We start from the raw sequence: 13,032 nt of genomic DNA, 5'->3' as shown, positions 1-13,032 counted from the left end.
TCCATGAAAATCGTTAACGCCCGTCTGCGACAGAAGTCCCAGCTCCACAGCCTCGAGATCACCGACGGCGTATTCAGCCAGATAACGCCACAAAGCGCTGCTCTGCCTTGCCCCGCAGACGCCATCGACGCCGCCGGCACCTTGTTATGCGCGCCTTTTGTTGAACCTCATATTCACCTTGATGCGGCACTGACCGCTGGCGAACCAAACTGGAACCAGAGCGGCACCCTGTTCGAAGGCATTGAACGCTGGGGTGAACGCAAACCGATGCTGAACGAGGCCGACATTCGCCGCCGCGTGCTCGATACCATCGAGTTGCTGGTCCAGAATGGTGTGCAACATATACGGACCCATGCCGATACCTCCGACCCCAGCCTGGTCGGACTCAAGACCCTGTGCACCCTGCGCGATGAACTCAAGGACAAGATCGAACTCCAGGTCGTCGCCTTTCCTCAGGATGGCCTGCTCTCGTTTCCCAATGGGCTGCGATTGATGGAGGAAGCGCTGGAATTTGGTGCCGATGTGGTCGGCGGTATTCCGCACTTTGAATACACCCGCGAGCTGGGTGTCGAGTCGATGCAAACCGTGATCAAGCTGGCGCAAAAATACGACCGTCTGGTGGATGTGCACTGTGATGAGATCGATGACCCTCATTCCCGTTTTCTTGAAGTACTGGCCTATGAAGCCCTGCGGCATGAACTCGGCCCCCGGGTCACCGCCAGCCATACCACCGCCATGCACTCCTACGACAACGCTTACTGCTCCAAGCTGTTCCGTTTGCTCAAGAACGCCGGCATCAATTTTATTTCCTGCCCGACCGAAAGTATTCACTTGCAGGGCCGGTTCGACAGTTACCCCAAACGGCGCGGCCTGACCCGGGTCAAAGAGCTGAACGAAGCCGGTATCAACGTCTGTTTTGCTGAAGATTCCATTATTGACCCCTGGTATTCCCTTGGTAACGGCAAGCTGCTGCGCAGTCTGGATTTTGGCCTGCATATCTGTCAGATGATGGGCTATCGTGATTTTGCAACCGCACTGGACCTGATTACCGACAACAGTGCCCGCACCCTGAATATCCAGGCGCACTACGGCATCGAGATCGGCAAGCCCGGCAGCTTTATCCTGCTCGATGGCGAAGATGACTACAGCGTATTACGCAAGCAGGGTGACGTGCTGCTGTCTGTCCGCCAGGGCAACATCATCATGCAACGCACACCGGCGCGAGTAATCAGCGACACGTATCTGTCCGCATGATGGCCGCTACCCCACCATGCCCAATACCGACCGGTTATCGCCGGACAACGCACTGATAGAGAGCAAAAAAACAGCAGACAGAAAACGGCTTTTGCGGCGTAAGGGAACCAGTCTTTACGCTGCGCCGCCAGCCCACCATCAAATCAGAACAAACAGTGCAACCTGCACATACCTTTCTGGCATATGGTGTTCATTATCCACTGCGGAAATTTTCCGCCAAAGCCCTTTATTACTTGGTATAGCCCTTGCTCTAGTCTACTGACAGAGACTTAACAAACCGGGTCTCAGGCGAACAAAGTGCACAGCCAAAAACCGAACAAAAGCCAACTCAGGAATTTATCATGGCAACAGTGATGACGGGTAACGGCCCCCGCGCCGTCAAAAACAACGACCTGGACAGCCTCGCGGTGCCTTTCTCATCCATTCCGGTGATTGATTTTTCCGCCATGTATTCCGATGACAGCGCGGCCTGGGCCGCTGTTGGTGAAGCCGTGCGCCGGGCCTGTACCGAAGTCGGTTTTTTCTATGCCAAAGGCCATGAGGTGCCTGAGCAGGTAATCGCACAGACATTCAAGGCAGCGCAGCTGTTTTTTGATCAGCCGCTGGAAGACAAGATAAAAGTCGATATTGCCCAATCGCCCAACCTGCGCGGTTACACCGGATTGCTGGAAGAAAACACCAATGCCGAAGGGCTGGGCGACCTGCATGAAGGTTTCGATATTGCCCTCGACCTGCCTGCCGATGACCCTGACGTTATGGCTGGCAAATTTGGTTATGGCCCCAATCAATGGCCGGAAAACCTGCCCGGTTTCAAGGATGCCCTGCTCGATTACCAGCGTGCGGTACTGGATTTTGGACAAAAAATCTTCTCTGCCTTCGCGCTGGCACTGGATCTGAAAGCCGATTTTTTTGCCCCCCTCAGCAACAAACCCATGGCCCAGATGCGGGTACTCTCTTACCCGAGCCAGGAAGGCCCCATCGATGAACGCCAGATCGGCATCGGCCCTCATTCCGATTACGAGTGTTTCACCATTCTCTGTACCGATGAAACACCATCGTTACAGGTACTGAACTGCGCTGGCGAATGGATACAGGCGCCACCGATCCCCGGCGCCTTTATCGTCAATGTCGGCGACCTGATGGCGCGCTGGACCAATGGCTATTTCGCCTCCACCCTGCACCGCGCCATTAACCGCTCCGGCAAGCAACGCTACTCCATTCCGTTTTTCTACGGCACCAACTCCGACGCCATGATTGAAGTATTACCTTCATGTCAACGCCCGGATTGGCCAGCCCAGTTTGAACCGATCAAGGCCAGCGACTACATCCAGTCACGTTTTAACGAAACCTATGCCCATCGCAGCACGGAGACGCCGTCCTGAAGGACAGCGCTCACCCCGCACCCAACCGGAGAATCCAACCGATGCGTAACCCTGTCTTTGCTTCAGCACTATCCCTGACACTTCTCAGCGCCAGCCTGCTGCCGAATCTGGCTCAGGCTGATGCTTTTCAGCTGAAAGGTGAACCCAAAATCGCATTTATTTATGCCGCGACTGCCCGGGATGGTGGTTGGAACGAGGCGCTCGACGATGCGCGTCAAGTCGTCGCCGACAAGCTGGGCTACCCGATCGCTGTGGCTGAAAGCATCCCGGAAGATGCCAGCGCCCTGAAAAACGCCATTGATCTGTACGTTCAGCGGGGATTCAACATTATTGTCGGTACTACCTACGGTTACTCCGATGGCATCGCGGAAGCGGCGGAAAAATACCCCAATGTAGCGTTCGTCAATGCCTCCGGCACCCGTAATGCCGACAACCTCGAAAGCTTCTATGCCCGCACGTATGAAGGCTGGTATCTGGCAGGTATTGCCGCCGGGGCCATGGCCGATAGCAATAAACTGGGCATGTTGGCCGGCTTCCCCGTCAGCGTGGTCAACTGGGATATCAACGGCTTTACCCGAGGGGTTCAGGTCAGCAAACCAGATGCGTCGGTAGCGGTGCTCTACACCAACTCCTGGTGGGACCCGGTAAAAGAAGGTCAAGGGGCCAAATCCCTGTTGGAGCAAAACGTCTCCGTTGTTGCCAATAACCTGTCTTCCGCCGCGCCTTTCACCGAAGCGGAAAAAGCAGACAAATACAGTATTGGCTTCCAGCTGGATATGAGCGCCAATGCCCCCAAAGGCCATCTGACCTCGGTCACTTTCCACTGGGACAAATACCTGGTTCCAACTATCGAGGCGATCGCTGCAGGCACCTGGGAACCGTCTGAATACGGTGCATTCCCGGGTTTGGCGGAAGGCGTTGTGGATATCACGCCACTGCCAGACAGCGTTCCGGCGGCGGTCAAACAAACCATCGCCACGCAACGGGCCGCCATCATCGCGGGAGAGATGACCCCTTTTGATGGCCCGATCCTGGCCCAGGATGGCAGCGAAAAGCTGGCCAGCGGCGCCTCTCTTGATGACGAGCAACTCTGGTCCATGGATTATCTGGTGAAAGGTACGCAGGGAGGCGCCCAATGAGCCAGGGGGCTCCCCTGTTAACACTGAGCGCCATCGATAAAAGCTTTGATATCCATCGCGTGCTTGAGGGTGTCTCGTTCGATCTGGCCAAGGGCGAGGTGCATGCCTTGCTCGGCGAGAACGGCGCCGGAAAATCGACGCTGATGAATATCCTGATCGGCGTCTACAGCGCCGATGCCGGTTCCCTGACACTGGAGGGGTTGCCGCTGATTATCGGCAAGCCCTCGGACAGTGCGCGCCATGGGATCGGCATGGTACATCAGCATTTCCGGCTGGTGGATCGGCTGACGCCAACAGAAAACCTGTTGTTGGCGGCCGACGACCATCCTCACCTGAAGACCCGCACCGCCGCCCGCAACGCCTTGCTGGCAACCGCCAGGGAAGTTGGCTTTACGCTCAACCCGGACTGTCCGGTGGGCGAACTGTCGGTGGCCGAAAAACAACGTGCAGAGATCTGCAAGGTGTTGGCCCTCGGCGCTCGTATTCTGATTCTGGACGAACCCACTGCCGTTCTGACAGACGCCGAGGCCAGCTCCATGCTCGGTGCCATTCGTCGCATGGCCGAATCCGGCCGCAGTATTATCCTGATTACCCACAAGCTGCGCGAAGTAGTGGGTTTCAGCCACCGGGTGACCATTATGCGTCGCGGCAAGACCGTTGCGGCGGGGCTGGACACGACCCAACTGTCGATCGAAAAAATCGCCAGCCTGATGATGGGCAGCTCGGCATCCAGCGTCGCACCCAGCAGCACACCGGACACCACGACCAGCAGCCTTCAACCTCGAGGGCCGGACCTGCTGGCTATCGCCCACTTGCACGCCCAACGGGATGACGGTGCTCCGGCACTCACCGATGTCAGCTTGCGGGTTCGGGCCGGTGAAATACTCGGCCTCGCGGGTGTCGGCGGCAACGGCCAGCACGAGCTGGTTGAAACCCTGAACGGTATTCGTTCCGCCAGCGCTGGCAGCGTCATGATTGATGGTGCCGATGCCCTGGAGTTCCCCCCCAATCAGCGCCGTCAGCTGGGTCTGCGGGTGATTCCCGCTGACCGTATGGCAACCGCGCTGGCATCCGACCTGACGATTGCCGCCAATCTCTCCCTGACCGCGGTGGTCAGGGGCCGCTTCGGACGCTTTTGGCTCAACCGCCGCCGTATGGAGCGTGAAGCCAAAGCCAGTATCGAACAGCACGACATTGCCGGGGCGCGTCCCCACGGCCGTATGGGCCTGCTGTCGGGCGGCAATGCACAGAAAGTCTTGCTGGCCCGGGAGATCGACAGCGGCATGAAGCTGTTACTGGCGCATTCGCCCACCCGCGGCCTGGATATCCGGGCGTCAGCGGCGGTGCATCAGCGACTGCGTGAAGCGGTCGCCCAAGGGGCTGCTTGCCTGTTGGTCAGTGAAGATGTGGAAGAAATCATGGCGCTGTCTGATCGTATCTGTGTGATCAGCGCCGGTAAAATTACCGGAGAACTGCCCGGCGACGCCAGTGCCGCTGATATTGGGAGGCTAATCCTTGGTCATGAGTAATTTCCGCTTAACGCTCGAACGGCGACAGCAAGTCAGTACCCTGCGCTCCGCCGCGACTTATATTCTGGGTTTGCTGGTTGGGCTGGGCTGCGGTGTATTGGTTTTGCTTGCCGCTGGCGCACCGGCTTCAACCTTGATGGATGACCTGGTGGTTCAGGTCTTTTTCAGCGCTCGCGGTCTGGCGCAGACCCTGACGCTGGCCGTACCGCTGATTATGGTCGGTCTGGCAGCCCTCGCGGCCATGCGCCTGCGTTTCTGGAACGTCGGGATCGAAGGCCAACTGTGGCTCGGTGCCATTGGGGCCACGCTGGTCGCCAACAACGACTTCGGCAGTGAGGCGCTGCGTCTGCCCATCATGCTGATCGCTTCGGCGCTCGCCGGTGCCATCTGGATCGCCGTACCACTGCTGTTAAAGCTGAAGGCCAATGTCAACGAGCTGGTGGTAACCCTGTTATTGTCCAACGTCGCCTATCTGTTGTTACAGCATCTGCTGTTTGGTGCCTGGAAAGATCCGGTCAACAGCTTTCCGGTTTCTCCCCGTTTTGATGACAACGAGCAGCTCGCCAGTCTGGGCTTTGGCAATCTGCATTCCGGTATTTATCTGGCGCTGGCCATCACTTTGCTGATGGCAGTGCTGGTACAGAAAAGCCGTACGGGTTTCTACATTGATGTTATTGGCCATAATCGCCGCACGGCTCTGGCGACCGGTATTCCGGTCACTGCGACCCTCACCCTGATGATTCTGCTCTCGGGGGCGCTGGCCGGGTTGGCGGGTGGGCTGATCGTCACCGGTGTCGAACATCGCCTGACCCAGACCATCGGTATCAATACCACCTTCAGTGGCATCGTTATCGCCTTTGTGGCGCGTTTTAATCCGCTGGCAATATTGCCAACGGCTATTGCGCTGGCGGGCATTTATAACGCTGGCAGTACGCTGAAGGTGTTCTACGGTATCCCGGATGCCATTGTGGTGCTGATACAGGGCATCGTGCTGTTAACACTGCTGATGGTGCAGTTTTTCCGCAGTTACCGTGTATCCCTGCTGCGCCGGACTCCACCCCAAACCGCACGCCAGATCACCTGAGAGAACAAGAGATTTATGGAACAGTTCATCACCCACTGGCTCGGTAGCACACCGGCATTTGCGATTCCCCTGGCTCTGGCCAGCATGGGACTGGTGCTCTGCGAACGCGCTGGTGTCCTCAATATGGGTGCCGAAGGCTATATGTCTCTGGGTGCCATGACTGCGGCGGTTTTGACCCTGACGCTGGGAAACCCCGCGATTGGTATCCTCTGTGCGGTCCTGGCTGGCGCGACCCTGGCACTGGTTTTTGGCTTTGCCGTGGTCGTGATGCGCTGCGAACAGATTCTGGCTGGCCTTGCCACCATGGCGGTGGGGCTGGGTATTGCCGGAGTGGTCGGGCGGTCTTATGTCCATAAAAGCTTTGAAGGCCTGCAACCACTGGATCTCCCCTGGCTGGATCAGCTGCCGCTGGTCGGCCAGCTACTCTTTCATCAGGATATTCTGGTCTATCTCACCGTGCTGATCGGTTTTGCACTCTGGTTTCTGCTGGAACATACCCGCGCAGGCCTGAAAATCCGTGCTGTTGGAGAAGACCCTGCCAGCGCCGATGTCGCCGGGGTGCAGGTGCAGGTGCAGCAACTGCTGGCTATCACCGCCAGCGGTGCCCTTTGTGGTTTGGCCGGGGCATACCTGTCGGTGGCAAGCAGCAGCATCTGGGTCGATAACATGGTGGCCGGACGTGGCTGGATCGCCCTTGCGCTGGTGGTCTTTGCCCGCTGGGAGCCACTCAAGGCATTGGCCGGGGCTTTTTTGTTCGGTGCTATCGAAGCGCTGTTGCCACGGCTGCAGGCGATCGGTATACCGGCTCCGATCTATCTGATGAATATGCTCCCTTATCTGTTCACCATCGCGGTGCTGCTGGTCGCGGCTTGTTCCGGTTCCAAAAAAGGCATGGAGCCTGCGGCACTCGGTCAGCCCTATGTGCGCCAGGATCGACACTGAGACACGCATGGCGTCTCACCAGATGCGCGACACCAGAACAGGGCGAACAGACAGCTATCCAAAAACAATAACCCAGTCCGGCGCTTGATTCCGGGATAGGCTCAATTGTCGACCAACGATCAGGATAACGGCAGTTATCCTGACGTTATGCACAGACTTATCCTGCCAAGGGATTTTCTTATCCACAGATCAGCCATTAACAAGACAGAGACTGTCATCAATCCCCAGGCAAGGCGAGTCCGCCAGCATGTGTAAGCACTTCCAAACAAATCAGAAAATATGAATAAAATACAAAGACTTATAATAAAAATCCCAAATCTTGAGAAATAATCCAATACCCAGCAGGACTGTGCGTTTTTTGACCAGTCCAGCGTGTCGATAGCCAGCATCAGCGATGTGGCCTGTTATCCTTAGGCTACCCCAAAGTTATCCCAATATTTATCCACAGAAAACAGGGATAACTTTACGACCTTGGCCACCGCTTGTTTTCCTGTCGAGCACCGGGCGATCCGCCTCTGGCACACCAAGAGCACTGCGTTGTGACCCGCCTTTTGCTAAACTGAAGGTCTTTCACGTACCCGGGCTGCGACTGACGCCACCCGAGGCACTATAAAACAGCCCGACTGCCCGCTCTGTGGCAGGATCTATGAACAAAGAGAGAGACACCATGCCTGAGTACCGCTCCAAGACCTCCACTGCGGGTCGTAATATGGCGGGTGCCCGTGCCCTGTGGCGCGCCACCGGAATGAAAGACGACGATTTCCATAAACCGATCATCGCCGTCGCCAACTCTTTTACCCAGTTTGTCCCGGGACATGTCCATCTTAAGGATATGGGCCAGCTGGTGGCCCGCGAGATAGAAAAAGCCGGTGGCGTCGCCAAGGAATTTAATACCATCGCGGTTGATGACGGTATCGCCATGGGTCACGACGGTATGCTGTACAGCTTGCCCAGCCGTGAAATCATCGCGGATTCCGTCGAATATATGGTTAATGCCCACTGTGCCGATGCCCTGGTGTGTATTTCCAACTGCGACAAGATCACCCCCGGAATGCTGATGGCTGCCCTGCGGCTGAATATCCCGGTTGTGTTTGTCTCCGGTGGCCCGATGGAAGCAGGCAAAACCAAGCTGTCTGAGAACAAGCTGGATCTGGTGGATGCCATGGTGATTGCCGCCGATGACACCGCCTCAGATGCAGACGTTGCAGAATATGAACGCAGCGCCTGCCCGACCTGTGGCTCTTGTTCCGGCATGTTCACTGCCAACTCCATGAACTGCCTGACTGAGGCAATCGGGTTGTCGTTACCTGGCAACGGCACCGTGCTGGCAACGCACTCTGATCGTGAAGAGCTGTTTCTCGATGCCGCTCGCCTGATTGTCAAAAACGCCAAACGTTATTACGAAGACAATGACGAATCCGTACTGCCACGCTCCATCGTCAGTTTTGATGCTTTCGAGAATGCGATCACCCTGGATATCGTGATGGGCGGGTCTACCAACACCATTCTGCACTTGCTGGCGGCAGCCCAGGAAGCGGATGTGGACTTTGACCTGAAAGACATCGACCGTCTCTCTCGTGTCGTGCCACAACTGTGTAAAGTGGCGCCCAACTCGCCCAAATACCATATCGAAGATGTTCATCGTGCTGGTGGCATTATGGGGATTCTCGGCGAGATCGAACGCGCTGGGCTGCTGCATTCCCAACTGCCAACGGTGCACAGCAGCACCTTGCTTGAGGCCTTGGACAAGTGGGATATTATGCGTAATCCAACGCCGGAAGTACTGGAGTTCTACAAGGCCGGACCGGCCGGGATTCCGACCCAGACCGCCTTTAGCCAAAGCACGCGCTGGCCAACCCTGGACGGTGACCGTGCCAACGGTTGTATTCGTAACCTCGAACACGCCTATTCCCGTGAAGGCGGCCTGGCCGTGTTGTACGGCAATATCGCTCTGGATGGCTGTGTCGTGAAAACAGCCGGGGTGGATGACTCGATTCTGGTGTTCAACGGCAAGGCCAAGATCTTTGAATCCCAGGACACAGCCGTCAAAGGTATTCTGGCTGACGAAGTGGTGGCCGGTGATGTGGTGATCATTCGTTACGAAGGTCCAAAAGGTGGCCCGGGAATGCAGGAGATGCTGTATCCAACGTCCTATCTGAAATCCAAAGGTCTCGGCAAAGCCTGTGCCCTGCTGACTGATGGCCGCTTCTCTGGTGGTACTTCTGGCCTGTCGATCGGCCATGCGTCACCAGAAGCAGCTTCCGGTGGTGCTATTGGCCTGCTCAAGGACGGCGACCCTATTCTGATCGACATCCCCAATCGCAGCATCAATGTGCTGTTGGATGATGCAGAACTGGCGAGCCGTCGTGCCGAGCAAGACGCCAAGGGCTGGAAGCCAGCGGAGCTGCGTCCTCGTAAAGTCAGCACGGCGCTCAAGGCTTATGCCAAATTTGCGACCAGTGCCGACAAGGGTGCAGTACGTGACAAATTGTTACTCGATTGATACCAGCCATCGAGAACCGGCTTGCCACAAAGCAGTCTGATTTATTGACGCCCAGATGCGTCATTGATGGTGGCGCAGCGACATTACAATGGATGTCGCCGCGCTGTTTTTGCCACCAGAGGATATTTATATGACGCTCAGGCACGGTACTTTCTTGTCTGTTCTGCTGGCCTTGCTACTGGTATCAGGCTGTGCCAGCAAACATATTGCAAACGAAGATGCATTCGATGATCTCGCCGCCCGTAAAGCCAAAACCTTTACCGGTGATACCCATACCGCTCTCGATGCCGCTGAAGAGTCAGTCATCACCGGCCGAAGTGAAAATCTTGCCCTCTATTCACCACTGCATTGGCAACAGATGAATACTGCCATCAGCGCCGCCCGTAAAAGTGATCTGGCAGGCAATGACCAACAGGCACTTGAGTCTGCGGCCAGGACATTGACACTGTTTGAAAGCGGCATGGCCAATAAACACAAGGTCGCCGAAACACTGTCCGTGCTACTGGCACAAAAACAAGTTCTGGAAGACATCAAGGCCGACAAGGTCTTGCCCTCTGCCTATAAAAAGCAATTCGAGAAAATCAAATCATTGGCCCAAGCGATTGAAGCCGGACGTGATAACAGCCTCGATGACGATATCGGTGACTTACTGGAAGACATGCAAGAGCTGGAACGCGACACCATGCTTGAACTGCATTGGCGACCGGCTCAAAAGACCCTGGAAAAAGCCGAGGATGAAGGGGTGGATTATTTTGCTTTGGAGACGTTCAAATTTGCAGAAACGCTAACGGAAGAGGCCAACAACACCATCAGCGACCAATATACCAATCGGACCTTATCGGAACAGATTGGTAAGCGTGCACTTCGAGCAGCACAGCATGCACTCTATATTGGCCGCGAAGCCGAGAAGATCATTAACATGGATATTGATGACGCAGAGCAAGCAGCCCTGCGCTTTGAAAGTTATCTGCACCAGTTAGCAGAAGCGTTGAATGCCGGCGATCTACGCAATATGGCCTTTCTCGACCAGACCCTGGCATTGGTACAGAAAGCGAACGAGCAGGCGACCAATATCAAGGCACCGCTGGAAAAGAAAATTCGTGAGCTGACCAACCGCCTGCAGGCACTGGAGTCTGGTACTGCCACCGCACCCAGGAACCCCTGACACCAGGGGATAGACTCCGGAGACCATCAGGCCTCCGTTACTTGCAGAATCAGGCTGCGGCCCTCTGCTTGCGGCTGAAAAACCAACCGATGGGAAAATTCCGTCGGAATTTCATCCGCATGGTGAGTCACATACAGCATCGTCATACGCTGCTGCTCCACCAGGCGGTTGATAAACGCCAAGACCATATGACGGCTCAGATCATCCAGCCCTTGACAGGGTTCATCCAGAATCAGTAACGCCGGTTGCTTGATCAAGGCCCGTCCAATCAGCACCAGACGCTGCTCACCATACGACAGGTGTTGCAGGCTCTGGTTAGCTTTCTCTTTCAGCCCCAGAATATCCAGCCATTGTAATGCCAGCTTTTTGTCATCATCGCGTACGGCTTTGTACAAGCCGATGCTATCGTGCAGCCCGGAAACCAACGCACTGATCACATTGGTCGATGCGCGGTACTGCCACTGCAGAGAAGCCGAGACCAGCCCGATATGCTTTTTAATATCCCAGATACTTTCACCGGTGCCGCGCTGAATACCAAACAAGCGCAGGTTATTGCGATAACACTGTGGGTTATCCCCCGTCAGCATCTGTAACAGACTGGTTTTGCCACAGCCATTCGGCCCCTGTACTGCCCAATGCTGCCCTGGTGTAATTGTCCAGTCCAGCTGATCAAACAACACCCGTTCCTCATACTGGATGCGACCTTGAGTCAGGCACACCAACGGTTCGCCATCGGCAAGCTGTAGCGGCGGGACAGGCGCAGGAGGTAACTCGGGTAATTCATTGTCGAAGTGAATCAAGGCGTTTACTTCTGGCAGCGCCAAAACTTCTTGTCGGGGCCCTTGAGCCAGCAACTCTGCATCGTGCATAAACGCAACGTGGGTGATCCAGTCCGGCAGTTCATCCAGCCGATTGGCAACCCAGACAATCCTCCGGCCTTGGGAAGCCAAATCGTCCAGACACTGTTTGATATAGGCGCGACTGTTAACATCCAGGCCTTCATAGGGCTCATCCAGCACCAGCAGGTCCTGTTGTTGGCGTAACCGGCTGACCCACAGCACTTTGCGGCTTTCACCGGTCGACAACGACCGGAAGCCCTGATCAAGCAAATGCCGAATACCCAAGCCATCAACCAGCGCTGCAACATCCTCTACCGGCGCAATCAGATCCCGAACCAGAGTCCCTTTACTGGCCATATCCGTCAGGTCGCTTTCATCGACCTTGCGCTCATGCTCAATAAGCTCCGCCTGTGCCTCGAGAGACACATAAGCGACGCTATCCAGCAGCCCATCAACCGCCCCATGGCTCAGCTTGACCTGATCGCCCAGCAGGCAGGACAGCGCCGTTTTACCGCTGCCATTGGTGCCGGCAATGGCCCAGAACTGTCCGTCAGTCACTTCCCACTGCGCTACCTTCAGGTAACGACCATCGTGCAGTTTTGCCTGTATTGATTCAAACTTCATCGTTATCTCAACCCGGCGGCCAGGTCAGCGGCCGACCACCAATCACGTGCATATGTAAGTGAAAAACCGATTGGCTAGCATCTGCGCCATTGTTAATCACCAAACGGAACTTGTCGCCCAACCCCTCGCTCTCGGCGACCTGATTTGCGGTCAGCAGCATATGACCAAGCAATGCCTTGTCTTCGATTGCGGCATCACACAAGCGAGGTATGGGTTTACGCGGAATAATCAGAATATGAGTTGGTGCTGCCGGGTAAAGATCACGAAAAGCGACCACCAGATCATCTTCATAAACTATATTGGCCTGGGCTTCACCGCGCGCTATTTTTCCAAAAACAGTATCTTCTGTCATAGTTAGTATTCTCCTGTCACGACAGGACACCTTACTGTATAGCTCATTCTGTTTTCAATCCAAAAACCCACCCGTACTCAACCATCGGTATCCCTTACCAGCTCAGTCCCGGGTTATTTATTCTCAGCGTCCGCCCTTGCTTTCTCACAGGCATAAAAAAACCCCGCCCTGCATAACAGGACGGGGTATTTCGTTTAAGAGCTTGACGATGACCTACTC

Annotated in this window: 10 protein-coding genes; 8 read left to right on the top strand and 2 right to left on the bottom strand. The window is 55.8% G+C overall.

Annotated features, from left to right (window positions below; genetic code table 11):
* The first annotated feature begins 3 nt into the window (after window positions 1-3).
* The 8 genes from codA (at window position 4) to Q8W22_RS09980 (ending at window position 10,998) form a co-directional block, all read left to right on the top strand.
* Window positions 4-1,254: a cytosine deaminase gene (gene codA, locus Q8W22_RS10015; RefSeq protein WP_305452290.1), complete on the top strand. Its 1,251-nt coding sequence runs from the start codon at window positions 4-6 to the stop codon at window positions 1,252-1,254.
* Between the two features lie 341 nt (window positions 1,255-1,595).
* Complete coding sequence (locus tag Q8W22_RS10010) at window positions 1,596-2,636, top strand: isopenicillin N synthase family oxygenase (RefSeq protein ID WP_305452289.1); 1,041 nt, start codon at window positions 1,596-1,598, stop codon at window positions 2,634-2,636.
* Window positions 2,637-2,677: 41 nt separating this feature from the next.
* A complete protein-coding gene (locus tag Q8W22_RS10005) occupies window positions 2,678-3,775 on the top strand; it encodes a BMP family ABC transporter substrate-binding protein (protein ID WP_305413889.1) in 1,098 nt (365 codons plus the stop codon).
* Window positions 3,772-5,304: an ABC transporter ATP-binding protein gene (locus Q8W22_RS10000; RefSeq protein WP_305452288.1), complete on the top strand. Its 1,533-nt coding sequence runs from the start codon at window positions 3,772-3,774 to the stop codon at window positions 5,302-5,304. Before Q8W22_RS10005 ends, Q8W22_RS10000 begins: the two co-directional genes overlap by 4 nt.
* Complete coding sequence (locus Q8W22_RS09995) at window positions 5,297-6,388, top strand: ABC transporter permease (protein WP_305452287.1); 1,092 nt, start codon at window positions 5,297-5,299, stop codon at window positions 6,386-6,388. The genes Q8W22_RS10000 and Q8W22_RS09995 overlap by 8 nt, the downstream gene beginning before the upstream one ends.
* 15 nt (window positions 6,389-6,403) lie before the next feature.
* Window positions 6,404-7,330 carry an ABC transporter permease gene (locus tag Q8W22_RS09990; protein ID WP_305452286.1) on the top strand — a complete coding sequence of 309 codons (927 nt, stop codon included), beginning with the start codon at window positions 6,404-6,406 and terminating at the stop codon, window positions 7,328-7,330.
* A 667-nt stretch (window positions 7,331-7,997) separates the two neighbouring features.
* Window positions 7,998-9,833 carry a dihydroxy-acid dehydratase gene (gene ilvD, locus Q8W22_RS09985; protein WP_305452320.1) on the top strand — a complete coding sequence of 612 codons (1,836 nt, stop codon included), beginning with the start codon at window positions 7,998-8,000 and terminating at the stop codon, window positions 9,831-9,833.
* A gap of 130 nt (window positions 9,834-9,963) precedes the next feature.
* On the top strand, window positions 9,964-10,998 hold the full coding sequence (locus tag Q8W22_RS09980; RefSeq protein WP_305452285.1) for a hypothetical protein: 1,035 nt from the start codon (window positions 9,964-9,966) through the stop codon (window positions 10,996-10,998).
* A 26-nt stretch (window positions 10,999-11,024) separates the two neighbouring features.
* Here the strand turns inward: Q8W22_RS09980 and modF are convergent, their stop codons facing one another.
* Both modF and Q8W22_RS09970 read right to left on the bottom strand, forming a co-directional pair.
* Window positions 11,025-12,461: a molybdate ABC transporter ATP-binding protein ModF gene (modF, locus tag Q8W22_RS09975; RefSeq protein ID WP_305452284.1), complete on the bottom strand. Its 1,437-nt coding sequence runs from the start codon at window positions 12,459-12,461 to the stop codon at window positions 11,025-11,027.
* 7 nt (window positions 12,462-12,468) lie between these two features.
* Entirely contained in the window at window positions 12,469-12,813 is a 345-nt protein-coding gene (locus Q8W22_RS09970) for a histidine triad nucleotide-binding protein (RefSeq protein ID WP_305452283.1), read from the bottom strand.
* Window positions 12,814-13,032 lie beyond the last annotated feature (219 nt).

Source organism: Oceanobacter sp. 1_MG-2023 (genome assembly GCF_030689025.1).
Taxonomy (GTDB): domain Bacteria; phylum Pseudomonadota; class Gammaproteobacteria; order Pseudomonadales; family Oceanobacteraceae; genus Oceanobacter.
Note: the sequence above shows the minus strand (reverse complement) of the source record. Positions and strands in the feature narration are given on the sequence as shown.